Annotated in this window: 18 protein-coding genes and 1 pseudogene; all 19 read right to left on the bottom strand. The window is 70.4% G+C overall.

The features are described from left to right. Nucleotides 1-48 precede the first annotated feature (48 nt). Nucleotides 49-891, bottom strand: a complete 843-nt coding sequence (locus tag OIB37_RS11115) for a winged helix-turn-helix transcriptional regulator (RefSeq protein WP_330457400.1) — start codon at nucleotides 889-891, stop codon at nucleotides 49-51. Nucleotides 892-993: 102 nt separating this feature from the next. Next, complete coding sequence (locus tag OIB37_RS11110) at nucleotides 994-1,629, bottom strand: hypothetical protein (RefSeq protein ID WP_330457399.1); 636 nt, start codon at nucleotides 1,627-1,629, stop codon at nucleotides 994-996. Next, complete coding sequence (locus OIB37_RS11105; RefSeq protein WP_330457398.1) at nucleotides 1,626-2,099, bottom strand: hypothetical protein; 474 nt, start codon at nucleotides 2,097-2,099, stop codon at nucleotides 1,626-1,628. Before OIB37_RS11105 ends, OIB37_RS11110 begins: the two co-directional genes overlap by 4 nt. Next, complete coding sequence (locus OIB37_RS11100; RefSeq protein WP_330457397.1) at nucleotides 2,096-2,875, bottom strand: glycosyl hydrolase; 780 nt, start codon at nucleotides 2,873-2,875, stop codon at nucleotides 2,096-2,098. Before OIB37_RS11100 ends, OIB37_RS11105 begins: the two co-directional genes overlap by 4 nt. After that, on the bottom strand, nucleotides 2,872-3,477 hold the full coding sequence (locus tag OIB37_RS11095; RefSeq protein ID WP_330457396.1) for a DUF4913 domain-containing protein: 606 nt from the start codon (nucleotides 3,475-3,477) through the stop codon (nucleotides 2,872-2,874). The genes OIB37_RS11100 and OIB37_RS11095 overlap by 4 nt, the downstream gene beginning before the upstream one ends. A 93-nt stretch (nucleotides 3,478-3,570) precedes the next feature. Then, entirely contained in the window at nucleotides 3,571-4,494 is a 924-nt protein-coding gene (locus OIB37_RS11090; protein ID WP_330461819.1) for a DNA cytosine methyltransferase, read from the bottom strand. Nucleotides 4,495-4,594: 100 nt separating this feature from the next. After that, nucleotides 4,595-4,768, bottom strand: a pseudogene (locus OIB37_RS11085) (hypothetical protein); the annotation flags it as partial. Nucleotide 4,769: 1 nt separating this feature from the next. Continuing rightward, entirely contained in the window at nucleotides 4,770-5,354 is a 585-nt protein-coding gene (locus tag OIB37_RS11080) for a hypothetical protein (RefSeq protein ID WP_330457395.1), read from the bottom strand. 40 nt (nucleotides 5,355-5,394) lie between these two features. Then, nucleotides 5,395-6,558: a DnaB-like helicase N-terminal domain-containing protein gene (locus tag OIB37_RS11075; RefSeq protein WP_330457394.1), complete on the bottom strand. Its 1,164-nt coding sequence runs from the start codon at nucleotides 6,556-6,558 to the stop codon at nucleotides 5,395-5,397. Between the two features lie 208 nt (nucleotides 6,559-6,766). Next, nucleotides 6,767-8,554 (bottom strand): type IV secretory system conjugative DNA transfer family protein, encoded by a 1,788-nt coding sequence (locus OIB37_RS11070; RefSeq protein WP_330457393.1) that lies wholly within the window; start codon nucleotides 8,552-8,554, stop codon nucleotides 6,767-6,769. A gap of 106 nt (nucleotides 8,555-8,660) precedes the next feature. Continuing rightward, nucleotides 8,661-9,329 carry a hypothetical protein gene (locus OIB37_RS11065; protein ID WP_330457392.1) on the bottom strand — a complete coding sequence of 223 codons (669 nt, stop codon included), beginning with the start codon at nucleotides 9,327-9,329 and terminating at the stop codon, nucleotides 8,661-8,663. Nucleotides 9,330-9,386: 57 nt separating this feature from the next. Continuing rightward, entirely contained in the window at nucleotides 9,387-10,658 is a 1,272-nt protein-coding gene (locus OIB37_RS11060; protein ID WP_330457391.1) for a hypothetical protein, read from the bottom strand. Between the two features lie 169 nt (nucleotides 10,659-10,827). Beyond that, a complete protein-coding gene (locus tag OIB37_RS11055; protein ID WP_330457390.1) occupies nucleotides 10,828-11,325 on the bottom strand; it encodes a hypothetical protein in 498 nt (165 codons plus the stop codon). Between the two features lie 26 nt (nucleotides 11,326-11,351). Next, nucleotides 11,352-12,104: a hypothetical protein gene (locus tag OIB37_RS11050; protein WP_330457389.1), complete on the bottom strand. Its 753-nt coding sequence runs from the start codon at nucleotides 12,102-12,104 to the stop codon at nucleotides 11,352-11,354. Between the two features lie 853 nt (nucleotides 12,105-12,957). Continuing rightward, the gene (locus tag OIB37_RS11045) at nucleotides 12,958-13,656 is read right to left on the bottom strand and encodes a hypothetical protein (RefSeq protein WP_443058139.1); all 699 of its coding nucleotides are present in this window, start codon (nucleotides 13,654-13,656) and stop codon (nucleotides 12,958-12,960) included. A gap of 214 nt (nucleotides 13,657-13,870) precedes the next feature. Then, nucleotides 13,871-15,442 carry an ATP-binding protein gene (locus tag OIB37_RS11040; protein ID WP_330457388.1) on the bottom strand — a complete coding sequence of 524 codons (1,572 nt, stop codon included), beginning with the start codon at nucleotides 15,440-15,442 and terminating at the stop codon, nucleotides 13,871-13,873. Nucleotides 15,443-15,468: 26 nt separating this feature from the next. Beyond that, complete coding sequence (locus OIB37_RS11035; protein WP_330457387.1) at nucleotides 15,469-15,924, bottom strand: DUF6238 family protein; 456 nt, start codon at nucleotides 15,922-15,924, stop codon at nucleotides 15,469-15,471. Nucleotides 15,925-15,961: 37 nt separating this feature from the next. Continuing rightward, nucleotides 15,962-17,428: an SCO6880 family protein gene (locus OIB37_RS11030; RefSeq protein ID WP_330457386.1), complete on the bottom strand. Its 1,467-nt coding sequence runs from the start codon at nucleotides 17,426-17,428 to the stop codon at nucleotides 15,962-15,964. Nucleotides 17,429-17,573: 145 nt separating this feature from the next. Then, nucleotides 17,574-18,959: an SCO6881 family protein gene (locus tag OIB37_RS11025; protein WP_330457385.1), complete on the bottom strand. Its 1,386-nt coding sequence runs from the start codon at nucleotides 18,957-18,959 to the stop codon at nucleotides 17,574-17,576. Between the last annotated feature and the right edge of the window lie 12 nt (nucleotides 18,960-18,971).

The following is an 18,971-nucleotide window of genomic DNA, read 5'->3' as shown; positions in this document are numbered from 1 at the left end:
GGCGCTGGGGCAACGGGGAGACGGGGCTGGTTCTCAGCGCCACGCGGATCACCGGCCCCGGGTGGGGGCTGACTGGGCGGTGACGGCGGTCGGCACCCGCGGTTGCGGCTGCGGTGCGTGGCTGAAGAGAGCGCTCGGCGCGGCGGTGCTCCGACGCAGCGCGGCCGCGGTCCGGATGCCGTCCGACTTCAGCGGAACGCCGCTGCGAGTAATGGAAGCCGCCGCAACGGAGGGCCGGGGTGGTGAGAGCTTCTGCGCGATGCTGGGGTTGCTCCAGCGCTCGACGGCTGCGTAGACCGGACCCAGCGCCCGCCCGGCATCGGTCAGGACGTAGGGGTCGCCGTGGCGCGGCCCGGTACGAGTGACCAGGCCGTCGGCCTGAAGCCGCATGAGCCGCTGCCTGGTGTGCCCGTAGTCGAGGCCGGCCTCCTCGGCGATGGAGACAAACCGCGTGGGCCCACCCGAGTCGAGAATCTGGATCATTGCGGTCGTGTGCCGCAGGTGCAGACGCCGCACGGCGTCTTCGACGCGCTCGGCTCCGGCCACCGTGCCCACCGACAGGTGGGCGCGGGACCAATCCGACAGGGCACGGTGCACCGGCGACATCGACGCGCCGAATGCGCTGAGTTGGTAGGGAGCCCCAAGACTGTTCTCGGCCCGGATGACCAGCCCGTCAGCACGCATCGTGGCCAGCCGCTTGCCGACGAACTGCTCCGTGAGGAACGGGAGCTGGGCGGCTACCTCACGCACCCGCATGGGGCGGCGTTGCTGGGCCAGAGTCTGCGCCACCCAGGTGGTCCACTTCGGGGACATCAGGGAGAGCGCGTCCTGGACACGCTGGGCATCGACCCTGCCGATCGAGGCGGTGGAGAGCTGCGCGGTGGTGGACATGGGGACGAACTCCGTGAGAGGGGAGAGAGGGTGCTGGTATGCGGTCACCGGGCGCCTCGGCAACGAGGTGGGCGCCTGGCCGCTCGGTCGGATCGTGAGGGTTCATCCGGCCGTCTCCATCCGGGCAAGCAGCGAACGGACCAGGGTGGGCAGGCTGTCGGGGCCGTCACCGGTGCGGACGGTGTCGGTCGCGTTGCCGAGGACGTAGGCGGCGTCTTCGATGAGGCCGCTGGAGATCTCCATGCAGGCTTCGGTGATCCGGGTGGCTGCGAGCAGGGACTCGGCGAGCACCGCGACGTAGTCGCGCGGCGCGAGGCCTGAGTCCTCCGCGGCGGTGCGAATCTCCGCCAACTCCTCGGCGCTGAAACCGGCGTCGAGTTCGCTGTCCTGCTCTGCACTGGCCGGGGCGGTGGGGATGTCCACTCGTGTGCAGATCTGATCGACCGAGGCGGTCAGCTCGGCGAGGGACTCAGTGAGCCATCCCAACGCCGAGGCGTAGGAGGCCAGGGTGAACAGACCCGCCGGCGTGCCGGGGAGTGGCTCGGCTGCGATGACTGATTCGAACCGGTCGTTCAATTCGCAGATCACCTGGGGTCCGGCGGACAGCGCGCCCAGTACGGGGCGCAGGTAGGAGCGGTTGGCGGCGGTGGGGTATTCGGCGGTGAGGATCCCGGAGACGCTGTGCGCTGCCTCGGTGAGCAGGCTGGCGAGTTCGGTACGGGTGCGGTCGGCGGTCATCGCTGGGGAGCCTTTCGAGCGGCGGGGGAGGTGAGTTGGACTGTTGCCGGAGGGTTTGGCGGGAGGGCTGTCGGCTGGTCGACCGTGCGGGGGGAGCGGGAGCGAGCGGCCTGCACCCGTGCCTCGATGGAGGCTGTCTCGGTCTCCAGGCTTGGGGCGGTGCGGAGGTGGGCCGAGCGGTAGACCGCGTAGTCCTTACGGCTGCCGACGGCGACGAGGTAGATCTCCCGCTGGTGGTTCGAGGTGGGCGGGGCCGGACGGAACTGGATGACCATCCGGTAGGAAACGGACGGGTCGACGTAGACCTTGTGGAAGCCGGCGAGGCGACCCTTCAACGGCAGGCAGTCGTCACTTCCGTGGACCAGGTTCTGCAGCTCCAACAGCGCCAAGTCGCGGACTTCATCGGGGAGTTCCCGTAGGTCGGCGATGGCGTCGGGGTGCGCGGCGAAGGCGAAGCGAGCGCGGCTCACAGCAGCCTCCCCTGCACCGGACGCTGAACCGGCCCCGGCGGTGGCGTGCACGGGGCGTCGCGGATGGCTTTCTGCATCGCGGCGACATCGGCCGAGCGGGCGAGGGCGATACGGGCGATACGAGCCCGGACGACAGCACCGTTGTCATCGCTGTACTCCGGCGGTTCCGGCAGCGGACCGTTGCGGTCGTCCAGCCAGGTCTGGGCGGCACCGACGTTGGCGAAGGCGCCCTCGCGCATCGTGTACGTGCCGGCCTCGTGGTCCCACTCTTCGTGGAAGACGCGAACCGGAGTCTGGACGGCACTGGAGTCACGGGTCAGCGTCCACGTCTCGCACAGATCAACGTCCGAGGTGTAAGTGTCGAGGACCTCGTAGCGAGTGCCCGACTTCCGGATCTGCTGTTCGACCTGGACAGTGAGGTCGTCGGCGGGCTTCGCGAATTCGTCGCCGACCAGGGCGATTCGCTCGGGCGGACAGCCGCGTTCGACCAGCCAGTTCTGGGCGAAGGGAAGCGTGGCGTGGTAGCTCGTCTCCATAGTGAATGTGGAAACGCTGAGATCCCGCGCGACCGCGATCGCAACAAGCTGTGGTGCGCCAGGTATCCCCCACGTGACCGACCGGTCGTGGGCGAGGACGAAGCTGTGGGAGCCGTAGGGAGCGGTGTGATGCTGGGACAGCACTGACAGGTCACCGATCGACACCATCTCCACCGTCTCTTCGGTGGCGGAATCGGCGGGCGCGAGTTCACCGAGGTCGAAGTCGAGGTCGTCGTTCACGCCGCCACCCCCGACTGCTCGGGCGCCGGGGTGGCCAGCACGCGGTGGTTGGGCCGGGTCGCGCTCGTCGTGCAGGCCGCGAAGGGCCCGTCGGGGGCACGCAGGTGCACCAGCGTCTGGTCCAGGTGGTCACGGTGCCAGGTCGAAGGCCCGGACAGGCCGGCCTCAACATCGGTGAACTGCTGCCACGCGAGCCAGAGCGCGTGCAGCCGGGCCACGGCCTCGGGGTGCTCGTGCCACTGCGCGCACCACGGACGGGTGGTGCTGATCTCCCGGCCGTAGACCGGGAGGAAGAGGTAGTTCACCCAGTCGCTGAGGGCGGCGAGTTCGACGGCGTATGCCTCGCCGCCCAGGGCGAGGATGAACACCGAGGCGGGGCCGTCGGCCTGCTCGGGGTCGGCCACCTCGGCTTCCGTAACTCCGTCCGTCTGCTGGCCGGCAGCAGGGGTGGGATCGGGTTCGGAGCCGAGGCGGTCGAGGATGACGCCGTGCTGCCTGACCTCGGCCATGGTCTTGGCGAGGTTGCTGGCGAGGTCATCGAGGTCCCCGTCGCAGACGCGGAATGGCTCGGGGCCGGTGGTGGTCGGGTTGGTGTCGGACATCGGGGCGTGCTCCATCTGTGAGACGGCGACATGCCCGAGAGGATCCGGAGAAACCGCGGTTTGGCCCGGCCGGAAAATCCGGCTAATGGAGCGCTACCCGCCCACGCAGCGATGGCAGCGCGGGAAGGGCGGTGCCAGCAACTGCAATGCACGAGCGGCCTGTTGGGGGACTACACCGTTGCCGAGGGCGGTGAGCTGAGCCGGACGTCCGAGCCCTGGGGTGGCGGTGACCCAGCCGGCCTCAAGGCCCTGCATCCACTCCACGAAGTCGGCACGAAGTCGTCCGGCCGCGTCGGTGGGCGCCGGTGCGGGACGGGTCAGCGTCTCCCATCGGTTGATGGCGCCCGCGTATGCGCCCCATCGCTCGCCTGCGTGCCGGATTCCGGGGACGAGTGCGTCCAGAGCGGCAGGACCGCCGCCGACGAGGGGGGACGCCAACCCCTGCCCGACCGACGAGCAGGAGCGTCGCTGCCACTGCCCCTCTGGGTGGGCAGCAGTGACGCTGCCGCACTCGCCAGGGTCAAGTCGCCGTTGCCGTGCCGCTGGTTGGGCGAGCCCTTGGTGCCGTCCGACGCCGTGGGAGTCGGCAGCAGCCACTCCACCTCGTCGGCCAAGTTCGGACCGTGTCCCCCCGACTTCCGCTTCGAGGGGTGCTGGGAACCGCCGTTCTTCCCGAGATTGCTGGTCGGGGTCTTGAGCAGAGTGGTCGGCGGGCCAGGCAGTGAGGAAGGTGCGCTCGCGACGATGCGGGGCTCCGACGTCAGAGGCGCGAAGCACGCGCCACCGCGTGTCGTACCCGAGGTCGGCCAGGGAGCCGAGTACGGCACCAAGTGCTCGCAGAGGAGGCTCGGTTGGATTGTCTCCCAGACACCACGGGCAGAACTCCACGTCGCCAGGGGAGCCGGCGGGTGCGGTGAGGAGTCCTCGGACATTTTCGATCACCACCAGGCAGGGGCGGAGGGCTTCGACCGCACGGGCGACGTGCAGCCACAGCCCGGAGCGGGTGTGGGCGTTCAGTCCGGCACGACGGCCGGCAACCGAGACGTCTTTGACAGGGGAAGCCCGCCGTCAGGACGCACACCCGCGGAACGGAGGACCAGTCGATAGTCGTGATGTCGCCCAGGTTGGGCACCCCGGGCCAGTGCCGGGCCAGGATGCGCGAGGCATCGGGGTTGATCTCTGCGTGCCAGGCCAGCGTGCCGCCGAGGGCGCCCTGCACGCCGAGGTCCAGCCCGCCGTATCCCGAACAGAGCGAGCCGATCAACGGCGAGCGTGACGTATTCGTCTGCATGTCACTGGCCCCGCGCGATGCGGCCGGGCTGCGCTGGTGCCGCCGGAGTGCCGGGTTGGGGCAGTGACCCGGCAGCGGGGACGGGGGCCGTTGATCGGCGGCGAGCCGTCTGTGCCCGTATGGCCGGAGGCGACACCGTGGCCGACGCGGCGTGAAGGGAGTCGGCCGCCTCGCGGAGCACCGTCGTCGCCGTGTCGAGCGCCTCGTCGATCACCCGTGCCGCGGCTTGTCGAGCATCCCGGGCATCGGGCTGGTCGCGGAGGTGCTTGGTCGCGTCGAGGAAGGAGAGCTGGGCTGCCACATCTCCGAGAGCGGATGCCGCCTCGCCTGCAGGTCGCACAGCAGCGGCAAAGCTGCTGCTGACCCGGTCAGTGCGGACGCTCTGGTCCTGGTCGGCGGCGCGGAAGAGGACCTCGTCACCCAGCTCGGTGATCAGCTTGCCGAGTTCGCCGATCTGCATGGCGACAGCAACGAGGTCGGGCGCGCGGTGGGGATCTTCGGGAACCGGGAGCTGGCCACGCTGGGCCTCGAAGGCCGAGGCCATGGCACGTAGGGCCACGGCGTCGGAGGTGGGGGTGTCGTGCACGGTGTCTTTCCGATGGAGGCGAGCGACGAACAGAGGGGCTTCAGCCGTGGCCGCGAGAGGGCGAGCGGGCGGCGGCAGGGTTGAGTGCGGAGCCGGGCCTGGCTGAGGGCGGCGAGGCTGAACGTGGTGTGCTGCGGGTGAGCGCGGCGTGCACCCGCGCGGGGGGCGGCGCGTTCGACGAGGGTGCGGGGGCCCTAGCGCTCGGAGCTGGGTGGCCGTTCGCGGTCTGCCAGCGGATACGTACTTCGTCGAGCGGGCCGAGCGCGTGCAGGGCGTGGTTGATCAGCCGCCCCGGGGCCAGGGCCTCGTTCTCGGCCAGGGCCCGGATGGCGCGCGCGGAGGAGGCTGCGGTGCGGGTGACCGAGGCACGTAGGACCTGTTCGCCGAACCATGCGGCGTCACCTGGGCCCATGCCCTCGCAGATGGCGGTGAGCTGGTCGCCGGACAGCGTGCTGTCGGCCAGTAGTCCGCGCCGCTGGGCTTCCCAGAGCAGGGTGAGCCGGTCGATGGGTTCGCCCCGGTGGTGCAGCGCGCCGAGGCAGCGGTAGAGCTGTCCGTGGGCCGGGTCGGCGAAGTCGCCCGGCCGCAGCCAGTCCACCACCTGGTCCATGGCCCGCGGCTGCTCAGCGAGGACGGCCAGCAGGAACCGTTCGTCCTCGGCCACCTGGTCCGCCCGAAAGGACACCGGCGCGGCGGGGGCGGTGGCCGGCGGCGCGACGGGGCGCGGTTCGGTTCCCCAACGCCGTGCGAGATCGCTGAGGACCCCGGCCAGAACGTCCGCGTAGTGCAGCGCTTGCTCGACTTCGCCCTGCAGAGCGTCCGCCCGCGCAGCTTGATGCAGGCGGACCGCGTGCCGGGTGATGCTGCGGTGGATCGCACCCTCCAGCACCATGCGGCCGTACACCGGAGCGTGTGCCGCACGCGGGCAGGACTGGATCAAGGTGTGAGCGTACGCCGCGGTCAGGCCCCGAACGTGCCGTCCTGCTTCGTCCACCGCGTCGGTCACCCACGACAGCGGCACCACTTCCTCGACCGTCAGCGCCGGATGTGCATCGGCCCGGAGCTTGCGCAGCGCGGTGAACAGTGCCCGGTGGACGGGACGGTGGAAGTGATCCGGCGCGAGCCACTCCAGGTGCGCCAGCTGGCCCGGTTCGAGCAGGACGGCGCCGAGCACCGCCTGCTCCGCACTGAGCAGCGGATTCATCGCCGCCCCCCAGCAGACGAGCCCTGCGGTGCACGGAGACCAGCGACCGCCTGATCGGCGGCGGCCATCGCCGCGGCGAACCCGCGGAGGTCATCGGAGAACGCGGAATCGGTGACGAGAACCGAGCCGGCCTCGCTGACCAGCCACCACTCACCGCCGCTCAGGACCACCGGGGCGTGGCCGAGACGCCCGGTGGGTGTGGGCGCGCTCATGCCGACAGCCCGAAGTCGTCGCGACCGGCCGTCTTGGCGATCGCCCGCTCGGTGATGGCCTTCGTCGCACGGGCCGAGGCCGGACCGACGACCTTGGCGCTCGGCTCCTTGTACCAGGGCCGGAGATTGATCAGGGCCACGCGGATGCCCGTGGCCAGCAGGAGCACCTTGCCCTTGGGGAGCGCGCGGATCGCGTCCGGGGGCAGGATCCGCTCGGTGCGCATGCTGACCGAGGTGGACTTGCCGCCGTCGCTGGTCGACACCGACGTGGTCTGCACGTCGTGGTCGCCGACCTGCCTGCTGAGCCGGTCGGCGAAGTCCGCGTCATCGATACCGGAGCCGACGAGCTTGATCGTCGCAGCCGACCAGAGAGCGTCCATGCCGGCCTCACCCCAGCACCTCTGGCCCTGCCGGTAGGACTGCAGGATCGTCATCGGGATGACACCCCGACTGCCCAAGTGACTGTAGAGGTCGGGCAGGTCCGAGATCCTGCACACGTTGGCGGCCTCGTCCAGGACACACAGCGCGGGCGGGTCGAGACGTCCGCCAGAGCGTTCGGCGACGACCACGGCCGCGCGCATCACGGCGTCCGCCGCAGCCGCGATGATCGCGGACGCGCTGCCGCCGCCGTCCTTGCTGAGCAAGTACAGGGTGTCGCGGGAGGTAGCGAACGCGGCCGGCTTGAACTCCGGCAGGTCCTCGCTCGGCGTGACCCAAGCGGCGACATCCGGGTCGAGGAGGCAGCTCGCGTACTGACGCGCCGTTTCGTAGATGCCGTCCCGGGTTTCCGTCGCACCGCTGACGGTGCCCTGGAGCTGGGCGGCGACCGCGTCATGGCCGGCGTCGGTGAGCAGGTCGACCGGAGTGCGGTCGGCCGGAGAGGCGAGCCACGCCAGGACGTCGGTGATCGGGCGCTGGTGGCTCGCGGCGGCGAGGAACAGCGCGCCCAACGTGTTGCTCGCGGCGGTGGACCAGAAGTCGGAACCGCTCGATTCGTCCACGCTGGCCGCGACGAAATGCCCGGCCAGCCGTTTCGCGCCGGCGAGATCGCGGGCATCGGCCAGGATGTCCCACCACATCTCCCGCGGGTGGTGGGCGATCTGCTGCGGGTCCAGGGTCCAGATCGAGCCGACCTCGGCGCGCGCGTCCACCGTGGCGGTGAACGCATCGTTCGCGGCCTTGTTGCTGGTGAGCAGGACCGGGCCGGGAGCCGCGAGGATCGAAGGGATGGCGAGCGAAGTGGTCTTGCCCGAGCGAGGGGCCATGATCGCGACGATCACGTCCTCCCACGAGGCGCGGATCTCCGCGCGGCCCGGGGATAGCGTGCCGACCAGGATCCCCCGGTCGGCGGGTGCGACCTTGCCCGCCTTGAGGGCGGACAGGCTCGGCCGCAGGCTCTTCGCCTTGGCGGTGATCTCCTTGTCCAGCAACGGGGCGAGGTCCACCTTGCCGGCCAGGCCGCTCTTCGCGCCGCCGCGCAGCCGCGCCCACAGGGTCAGGCTGGCGGCGGCGAGGATGACGCAGAGCAGGCCGGGGATGATCCGGGTGCCGACCAGCAGGGCGTTGTGGCTCAGGTGAGGCCACAGCACGTCGGGATGCAGCAGTGCGTCGGAGGCGGTGAAGGAGACCCACGGCCCGCTGCCGAAGCAGAGGTTGGCGATATTGCCCGTCAGCCACGCCAGGGAGCCGAAGACGAGGGCTATCCCGACGAAGCCGAAGAGGAGATAGAGGAGCGCGTCGGACCCGGTGGTGGTCGAGGGCGCGCTGGTACGCGGTGAAGGCAAGAGTGATCCAGGGAGGGAGTGCAGGCGAGTAATGAGGGCGGGGCACGCGGCGCTCTTCTGCTCGTCATGGGGACAGCTCCTGTTCGGCGGTAAATGGGGGGCACGGTTATCGGGTGCGAGAGGGGTGGGTTGGCGGGGTGCTCGTCATCACCTCGGCGGCACCGGCCGGCGGCGTCGTGCGTTGGGCGGCGGCCTGCGGCGAGGAGGCGACGGCAGCGCGCTGCCGGCTCGTCTGCGGATCACTGTCGGCGGGTGCTTCGGCGACCGCGCCGGCTCCCAGGACGTCGCTGAGTAGTTCCCTGGTCCGCAGGACGTTGACCATCTTGTGATGCCTGGGGTCGGTGAGTTCGGCAGGGCATGCGTCGATCCCGTCCTCGGCGATCTCCAGCTGCTCCTGGACGTCCTGGAGCATGCCGTGGGCTGCGGCCAGCCGTGTCCAGGTCTCGAAGGTGGGGTTGTGATGCGGGTCGTCGAATGCCAGACGGACCCGGGTCCAGTCGGCCGCAGCGGCTACGAGTTCGGTCAACTGCGGCAACGCCCCGACGAGTGCGCTGGTGACCTCCTCGATGATGACGGCAACCTCGCGAGGTGTTGCTGTCTCGGTGAGGCGGGCGATCAACCCGGGGACGGAGTACGGGTCGGCGGACGGGTGGGGCAGGTAGCGGACTTGCAGCGGCGTATCAGGGCCAGATTCCACGCCTCCTTGAGCGAGCCGGATGTTGTGCTGCATCGCGGCGCCGACAGCGTCGCCGATGCTCGGGTAGAACTCGGGCACGGATCTCCTTGGTCCTTGTGCTGGATTTGCAGGGCGATGGCCGGCCGCTATACGGGATCACCGCGAACGGGGAAGGGAGCCCTGCGACAGCGACACAGCCGCGCGGACCTCCGGCATCCCGGTGCCGAGTGCGGAGGATGCCCTCGCCTTCGCTGCAGCCGGTGAAGTCGCGAGCGCGGCACCACGGGAACCGGGGAGCGGGGAAAACGCCCGCTCCTCCACATGGGACCGCTGCGATGCGCCGACACGAGGCAACTCAGCTTCTGATCCGACGAGTTCCGACTGGGCGGAGCTGACGAAGTCGGCGGCGAAACCGAACCGGTCGGCGAGCGCATACGCCTCGTCATCGAGGTCGCTGATCTGCTCGCTCGCGGCTTCCAGCGCTTCGCGGACGCGCTCCAGAACGCCGTGCTCGGGATGGAGCAGGTGATCGACCGCCTGCGCAAGGTCGGCACCGCTCTCGGCTCCCCTGATCCGCTCGGTCAGCTGCAGGACCTCCGCGCCCGCGGCGTAAGGACCGAGCGGGTTCGCGGCCGCAGCGAGACGGCCTGTGTCGAGTACGGGCTCGAGGTCGACGGTGTAGCGCGCCGCACGGAGCATCTCGGCGGCATGGGTGGCGATGGCGGCACGGTCAGCAGCGGGGGTGGTAGTGGGTAGACGGTGCCGGCGGCCGTACCAGTCGCCGATCTGCTGGAAGCCGGCGTGCTTGAGCAGCGTGGCGGACAGGTCGTCGCTGGCGCCCTTCGCCGAGACGCTGCCGCTGGCCTCCGTATGGATGGTGATGCGCGGGGCCACGAGGTTCTCCTGGGCGCGGGATGTGGGGGTGGCGGGTTGGGGCAGGTGGCCGAGTTCGGTGGCGATGCGGTGGCACTCTGTCTGCAGGCGAAAGGCATCGCTGTAGGAGTGGTGGAGGGAGCCGTCCTCGCGGGCCACGGTGGCCACGACATGCAGGAGCCGGGGCTCGCTGCGCAGGGCGATCCACCGGCACGCGTCCGGATCGCCCTCCGACGCTAGCCCGGTGGCTGCCACCAACCGGCGGGCGACGGCGTTCCACTGGGCATCGGTGAGGTCGGGGCGACGGGGGTCGGAGCGGACCGAGCAGACCCATACCGGCTGCTCGGGAGCGCGGGTCCCGAGACGCTGGACCGGCGCATCCAGGGCGTGAGCCAGATACGGCAAGGTGTCGGCCGTGGCGAGCATGTCGATCGGGGCGCCGTGACCGTCCCCCGCGACCAACCGGGGGTCGGCATGGTCGCCGTCCTCGCCCGGACCGTACAAAGACGCGAGCAGGCCGGCGGTGTCGCTGGCGCGCTGCAGATGGGCGATCACGGCGTCTACCTCGCAGAATGGGTGGCGAACGGGCGCCCGATCAGTCGGGCCGACAGACTGAGAGGATCCGCAGACTCCGCGGTTTGGACCGGCCGGAGAACACTGCTAGACGCTGCTCCTCCTGGACCGAGACGGCGGCGGCTGCGACGCCTCGGTCCGGAACGGGAGGTTAGAAGTGGGGGTTCTCGGCGGGCCGGTCGGCTTCCGTCGCAGCCTGGAGCAGCTCGGTGAGGTCCTCGGGATCGGAGGAGCGCTGATCCAGCCACCAGCCGGCACGGGTGATGCCGCGCGCGGTGTCCTCTATCTCCTCCCATTCCGCCTCGCTGGTCTGGCCTTCGACGACGAGGGTGGTGTAGGCGGCGTCCAGGACCTGATGGCGGCAGCGCACACCCCAGTCCACGGCGCGCTCGGTCCCTTCCAGCGGTGGCATCCGGTACTGCTGCGACCAGGCTTCGGACTCGGCTCGCTCCTCGGCGCGCTTGGCCTCCACCCAGGCGGCTTTGTCCTGGCCTGAGTCCTCCTTGGCGGCTCGCCAGCAGTCGCTGCAATCGCGCGTGGCGAGCCACTCGGCGAAGCCTGCACGACGGTCTGCGGCCCGGTTGGACAGGTCACGGTCGCTGCTATGTCCACAAGAGTGGGAGATGGGCCAGACGGTCTTCACGGCCATGGGGACTATTCCTTAAGGGAGTTGAGCTAGCGGTTGAGAGAGAAGGCGGAGCGGGGGTCCACCGGGCGGGGCGCCGGGGCGGAGGCGACGGGAACGGCCGTCGACACGTGTCCGGGCAGGCCGGCACGCGCCGGGCTCGTGCCGAGGGCCGCGGCATGGGGCGCCAGGACGTGGGTGGTGACGCTGTGCCGGTGCTCGGGACGTGCGGTGTGGCGCGTGGCGACGTCCTGAGCGAGCCGGGGCTGGACGGCCACCTGGAGATCGGACCGGTGCATCGACACCGTGGCCGCCGCGACCTTGCCGAGTGCGTTGTCGCGGTCGATCGTGATGGGCAGGGTGTAGATGTCCAGGCTCGAGTTGTGCCGCCAGCCGTGCTCCTCCAGGATGAGCGATCCGATAGCGGAGGAGTATTCGTCGGTGGCCGCGACCACACCGAGATGCGGGTGCTCAGCGAACGCGACATCCGGGGCCCTTCCCGGGCGTGGGCGGTGAGGCCGATCCGGGGCGGGGGGTGGCGACGGATCGAGAGCGACGTCGACGTCTACCTGGTAGTTGATCCGGCGCAGCAGGGCGGCAGCCCGCACAGCGCGGGCCGGCCCGTCACGGTGCTGGTCGCTCAGCGCGTACAGCGTCGGATGACCTGGTACCGGTTGAAAGTCGAGCCTGGTCAACATCCAGGCGCTAGCGACCAGTTGTTTGGGGTTGGCGGCGACGATGCCGAAGTCGGGGTGGTGGCCGATGGCGACGTCGGGGAGTGAGTCGTGATCGGAAGCGGGCACGGCGGATCCATCCGGTACGGGAACGGCGAGAAGTGCGGTGAGCGTGCGGACGGTTCTGCTGTGGGACATGGCTGGCTCCCAGGTGGGGTGGTCAGCGACCGGGTACGGACGAGGGGCGGGGGAGGGAAAGCACGGCCGGGCGTGCCACTGGGGGTTCTGGCCGTGCCGCCGGGGCTGCGCGCCGTATGGCTGGCGAAACAGTGCGAGCGGCCCCGACTCGTTGCGACTGGACCCCGCCGGGGTCGCTGCGGCGCTCGGCCACGTCATCACCCAGGGGGTCCGATCGAGGAGGCCCACCTTGCTGATCCAGACGTGCGTTGATGGCGGTGAGCAGGTGCGTGATGCTGCCCCCGTGCCGGGCGTCAGGGCCGCCGAACTCTGAGTCGTAGATCACTTCGTGGACCGCGGGGTCGTCAGGATGTCCGTGGGTCACCAACCAGCTCTCGGGGTATCCAGGAGGATGGTCGGTGGGAGGCTCCTGGGGCGGGGAGACGATCACCGTGCTGCCGTCGGGAAGTTCGGCGCGGACGATGTAGTCGCTGAGGCCGTACTCGACCGTGCACTCCAGACCGCGCTGCCGAAGCGGCGCGAGAAGGTGGGCGTACCCGTGCTCCCGCTCCGGCGTGTCAGTAACTGCCTGTTGGGCAACAGCTTCGTTGCTGCGCGCGGTGGCGTGTGGGTCCTCGCGCTGGAGGACGGCCAGGCGCTGATCGGGTTGCATGTGCTCTCCGTGCGGAGTGCCCCGCCGCTTACCGGCGAAAGCCGAAGCCGCGGGGCTGTTGGGGATGGTGGTGTTCGATGAGGATCCGCGGATGGAGCCCTTTGGCCTCGCCGGAGTTCGGTGCTAAGGGCGTCAGCGGGAACGTCGCGGACCTGACGCGTTCGACACGGTCGGCGGCGGGGGCGCGGCCGACGGTTTTCCGCGGTTGAGGGAGACCGATCGGGCGAGGGCTGCGTGGACACGATCGGCTGAGGCGGGCTGAACGCCGTCGATCCGGTCCGCCAAGTAACCAGCTGCGCGAGCGAGCGCCGGGCCTTGGTAGGACAACTCGTCGGCGTAGTGCCATCCTTCGGCGTTTCGGATCTCGTACGCCTGACTCGCGTAGAGCTCGCGGGATCCGGGCTGTGAACCCTCCATGAGGGCCAGGACCTGATCCCACTCGTGGCGGATCTGACCTGCTCGTTCGAGGACGGTGTCGATTCCCCGCAGCCGGCGCAGGTCTTCGCTGATCGGCCCTTCGACGTAATCGGTGCCTTCGGTGGCCCCCCGGATCCCGGCCAGGACCTCGGGGCCGTGCGCGAGGAACACCTCGACGTGCCCCCACGCGGCGGCGTCGCGGGCGACCTTGCCGTCCTCGTAGCCCTGCTCGTCGATGGGCCAGCCGTCGTGGTCGCAGAAGGAGTCCGAGATCGCATCCCAGGCATCAGATGCCTGCCTGATTGCCTCGGCGGCAGAGGCCAGCGCCTCGACGCGTGCCTGCCACGGCATGGGGTCGTCGGCGAAAGGTGGTTGGCTGCGCGCTGCAGGATTGGAGTCGGGGGAGGTGGGCATGCGTGCTGGTTCCGTCATGTCTGTAGGCCGCTGAGTTCGTTCAGGGGTGGGGTAGTGGGAGTGGGCTGCAGGCCAGGTGGCATGGGATGTCCGCCCTCGATGCGTGAGTTTGAGGAATCGACGCAGCCATGCGCTAGACCCTGGCCCTCGCGAAGGCCGACCCCGATACCGACTCCGAGTGGTAGCTCACGGGAACTCGGGACCTCACCTGCACTCATCGCTGCACCTCACGGAGCCGGAGAGGCAGCAAAGGCACTTCAGTTTTCGTGAACTCGGCGCTTTTGGCCGACATGCGGGCGTCGGTGTCGAAGAGTTCACGTTCGGCGGGGTGGAGGATGTGTTGCGTGATGAAGCTTCGGCCTGCGACTTTCCACAGACCACGGCCCTTGGTCAGGGCGGACACGGCCTGAGTTTCGACGCCGGTAAGGCCCAGCAGCGAGGCTGCGGCGGCGAGCTGGTCCGGCTCCTGGCGGTAGATGATGCGGGTGGAGCAGTCGGCGAGAAGGCCCTCGGCCAGCACCCGGCCGCGCGAGCCGGCATCACCGGCGCTGAGCAGATCACTGAGCCGGTGAATGATCATCAGGTTGGCGATGCCAAGGCCACGGGAGAGCTTCCACTGACTCTGCATCCGCTCCAGGAGACCGACGTGCCGCATCACGCGCCACGCCTCGTCGTAGATGACCCAGCGTCGGCCGCCATCGGGGTCGGCGAGCGCGGACTCCATCCACGCGCTCGCGCAGGTCATCGCCAGGACGAGAGCGGTGTCGTCGCCGGAGCCGCCGAGGCGGGACAGGTCGATGGACAGCATGGGCGTCCTCGGGTCGAAGGCGACCGTCGAGGGAGCATCGAACATGCCACTCAGGTCACCGTGCACGAGACGCCGCAGGGCGTGCGCGAGGTCCTGAGCGGCGGCGCCCATGTGCCCGCTCCGGTCGCCGAGAGCCTGATCGAGACGCTGGGGCGAACCGAGGACGTGCGCGATCTGGCCGAGCAGGGGCACCGTGCCGAAGGCGTCGGCCTCGGCGACGACCAGGTCGAGCGCGAGATCAAGGGCTGTGTGCTCCATGGGCAGCAGATCGCGCTTGAGCACGGTGCGCGCGAGGCCGGCCAGGAGCAGCAGGCGGCGCTTGCGGACCTCGGTGGACCAGTCGGCCTCGCTCACCGAGGCGGGGCGGGCCGGAGCGTCCAGCGGGTTCAGCCGGCCCGGGAGGCCCGGTCCCAGCGCGATGCTGTAACCGCCGAGCGCCTGCGCGACGGCCGTCCACTCACCCTTCGGGTCACACGGCACGTAGATCCGGTAGCCGTGGGCGATCGCCCGGGTGGCGATCGACTTCGCGAGCGCCGACTTTCCCATGCCGATGATCCCGGCGAGCACAGCGTTGGGATTGGTAAAGCCCTCGATCCGGCCACTGCTGTAGAGGGAGAACGGGTCGTAGCAGAACGCGGCCTCCGCGTGGACGTCACGGCCGATGAAGATGCCCGCCGGGCCGAGCCCGCCCTCCGCGAGGAACGGGTAGGCGCCGCTGACGGTCGCGGTGGTCATCCGGTGCGGGGGCAACCCCAGCTTGCCCCCGCGGGCCGAGGCCGCACCGGGGCGTCCGGTCGGCGGGTAGGTCGGCACGAGTTCCGGGTCGAGTGAGTCCTCGGCGCGTCGCTTCGCGGGCGCGCCGGCCACGCGGGCCTGGCGGCGGGCTGCGGCGAAGTCGGCGCGGGCGGCCCGCTGCTGGGAACGGGAGGCCTTGCGGGGGACGAAGACGGGGGAGGCGCTGGCGCGATGGCGAGACATGAACGTTTCTCCGGACAGGGGCGGGGTCAGTGGCGGATGAGGCCGGTGAACGGCGCGTGCAGGTCGGCCGGTGTGGTGCGGCGCCGGACCAGGCGGGCGGTGCGCTGGTGGCGCTGGCAGATCGACAGCTCCGGCGCGCCCTCGGGCAGCCCGGACCGGCAGGCTTCGCGCTCGGGCACGTCACCGGTGCCCGGCCGGGGTGCCGCGTGGTAGGCGGCGTGGACGTGGTCGGCGGCCTGCCAGATCCGGATACCGGTGGCGCGCAGATGGTCGCCCTCGATCGGCACGAGGCGGCCGGTGCGGGCGAGATGGGCGTCGAGCAGGCCATGCAGCGACACCAGGTGGGAGTGCAGGGCGTCCAGCTCGGCCCGGGTGGTGACCAGGGGCCCGCCGGGAATGTTGAGGGCCCGGTGGAAGTCGAGCGCGGCGGTGGCGAAGGGCACGAAGTCCTGCTCGGCGGCCGGACGGACGGTGCGGGACATGAAGGCAGCTCCTTCGAGGAAACGGGAGTGGCCGGGGTCAGACGGCGAGGGCGAGCGGCATGGCGGCGGCGGTGAACGCCTCGGCCTGCTGCCAGGTCAGCGGCCGCAGGTCGAGCTGAGCGCCGACCGCGGCGGTCTCCACGACCGCACAGGCCGACCGCAGCTCCTCCTCCGAGTCGGCCGAGACGGTCAGCAGACCGGTCAGCGCGACATCCGCGTGCCCCGCGATGAGCTGCCGCTCACGGGACTTGATGTCCTGGTACTCGATCGAGTCCGCCTCGGAGTCCACCTGCCCGCGCCGTGCTCGCTCGGCGGCGTCCGCGATGACGCTGGCCTTCTTGCGCTGTACATCGCGCAGCGCGGCATCCAGCCCCTTGGGCTCGTACGACAGCGACAGCGTCCGGCGCACCCCGGCGGTGAACAGCAGCTGGTGCAGGAACCCCGCCGACGTCTCGATCCTCGGCCAGTTCTCGATCCAGTACGTGGCATGGACGGCAGAGTCGGTCGCGATGTGATCCGCCTTCTCAACCACCACCACCGGCCCCGCAGCGCCCGGATCCGCCTCGGGACGACCCGCGGATGACCAACGATCCAGCGCCGCGAGGGCCTGGGGGTCGTAGGCGGTGCGTACGACGGCCGCGATCTCGCGCGCGGTGAGCCAGCCGGTGGGGTTGAGCCCGGCGGTCCGTGCGGCCTGTTCGAAGGTCGAGGTCAGCTGCGTGAGGACGGCGAAGGCGCCGGTCAGGCCGCCGCCGGCCTGGTTGATGAGGCGGCGGGCGGCCTTGGTGTCCAGGGACACCGCGACGTACGCCTCGTGCGGCGCCGCCGCCGGACCCGCGCTCTGGATCAGCTCGCTGTAGATGGCGCCCGCCACCGGAGCCTCGGGGTGGCCGTGCTCTTCCCAGTACCGGCGCAGCGCGTCACCGGAGTCGGGGACGGTGCGCTCGATCACCTGGATTCGGGCGACCTGGCCGGTACGGGCGAGCGCGGCCAGGGCGCGGCCCCAGCCGGAGACGTTGGCACTCTGGGTGCCGGCGTCGAGCAGGGCGTAGGCGCGGGAGGAGACCTTCACGACGGCGGTCAGGGTGCCGGTGTGAGGGTTGTGGACCGCGCCGTAACGGCCGTCCGGGGCGGTGACCACGCGCAGACTCGCCGCGGTGCCGGGCAGGTGGAGGAGCCCTTCGCGGACCGGCCGGCGGGAGGGGCGGACGAGCCAGATCAACTGGCCCCGCATCCGGCGCAGGACGTACCGGGTCACGATCGGAGCCCAGTCGGCCAGAGAGCGACCGCGATAACGAACGAACACCACGGAGGCGATGGCGGCCCACAGCGGGATGAGTTCGAGGGCGCCGACCACGCCGCGGGCAAGGATCACGGCGAGCAGCAGCAGGCCGGTGAGGCCCACGGCGATCAGCTGCGGGGCGGTCAGGCCGAGCAGGATGCCGCGCCTGCTGCGGTGCGGGAACTTCACGGTCGGCGCGACGGCCTTGGACGTGTCAGACATGGCGAATCCAGGGAGAGCGGAGGGAACGAAAGGGGCGGAGCACGTGGCGTTCTTCTGCAGGTCATCGGAGGACTCCTCTCCAGGTGATCGGCGGGTGGGGGAGGGGGGGGCCGCGGTGAGCGGCCCGCCCCCAAGGCCGGAGGTGTCAGGGCGTCGACGGTGGCTGGGAGGGATATATCCAGCTCGCCGGAGTGGGTGAACCGGTCGCTGCAGGATCAGACGTGGCCGGTGGTGCGGAACTGGTGAGGGTTGCGCTGCTGCCGGGGACGGAGACACCCACGGGCTGGACAGCGAAGCTGCCGCTCGCGCCGGGTGTTCCCGCTTCAGGACCTGCCCCTTGGGCCTCGCTGGGGCGGGTGATCAGCGGCGGGATGCCCGGACGCTGGATCAGCGGCTGCCCCATGTCGCCGGAGGCGTTCGGATCCTGGCCATACCGGAAATGGGTTTGGGGCTTGGGCGCTCCGGCGTTGATCCCCTCCTTGCTGAGGGCGCCCCCGGAGGGGTTGATGCCGGAGGCGACACCATCGCTGCCCGCGCCGGGAACCTGGCTCGGACCCTGCGGAGCCGGCGTTCCGGTGCCCATCCGCATCGCCATGCTGCCCGCGGTCTTCGCGGCCCCAGCGGCGACCGCCAAACCCGCGATGCCAGTGCGGTGCATGTCGTCGTGACCGCCACCGTCCGTCGCCCAGTGGACGAACTTATAGGTGGCGTAGGGGCAGAGCAGGACCAGGACCATCACGACGATGCCGGCCATCGCGTCGGACAGGGCGGACATGCCGTCGTGAGGATCCGACTTGCCCATCGCCGAGACGCCGATCAGGAAAACGACCGTCATCAGGAGTTTCGAGACGACCAGGGTGGCGGTGGCTTCGATCCAGCCGCGCCGCCAGCGCTTGGCGACCTCCCAGCCGCCACCGGCCCCAGCGAAGACGGCGAGAGCGACCATGATCAGGACACCGACCTTGCGGGCCACCATGACGCCCCAGTACAGGAACGCGCCGATGGCACATCCGATGGCGACCAGGGCGGGAACACACCAGCCCAGCCCGAACATCGCCCCCAGCTCGTTGACCCTGACCACGCGACGGATCGCGTCGTCGACGGAGCTGTTGGCTGCTTGAAACAGGCCGTCGGACAGGGCGTCGACCACGGTGATGGCGACGGAGGTGAAGGTGACGGCGCAGAAGCTGAACAGCACGCCGGTCATGGTGCCGATCGCTGCCTGGGCCAGGGCGCGCTCGTCCCGGCGCCAGGCCGCGAGCATCAACTGGAGGCAGAACGTGCCGACGGTCAGCGCGAGGCCGATGGGCAACAGCAGCTCGTAGTTGTCCCGGAACCAACCGGCGTTGAGATCGATGGCCGTGGTCTTGTCCACGGCCTTCGCAGCGAGATCGGCGGCGCTGGCAGCCAGTTCACCCGCCGACTTCGCGATCCACGCTCCGATGCCGTCCGTCACCGTTCCGGCAGGGTTGGCGGCGAAGTCAACGGCGCCGCACACCTTGTCCATCAATGGCAAGTCGCACACTGCCATGGCACTGCCTCC

Source organism: Streptomyces sp. NBC_00820 (genome assembly GCF_036347055.1).
Lineage (GTDB): Bacteria > Actinomycetota > Actinomycetes > Streptomycetales > Streptomycetaceae > Streptomyces.
Note: the sequence above shows the minus strand (reverse complement) of the source record. Positions and strands in the feature narration are given on the sequence as shown.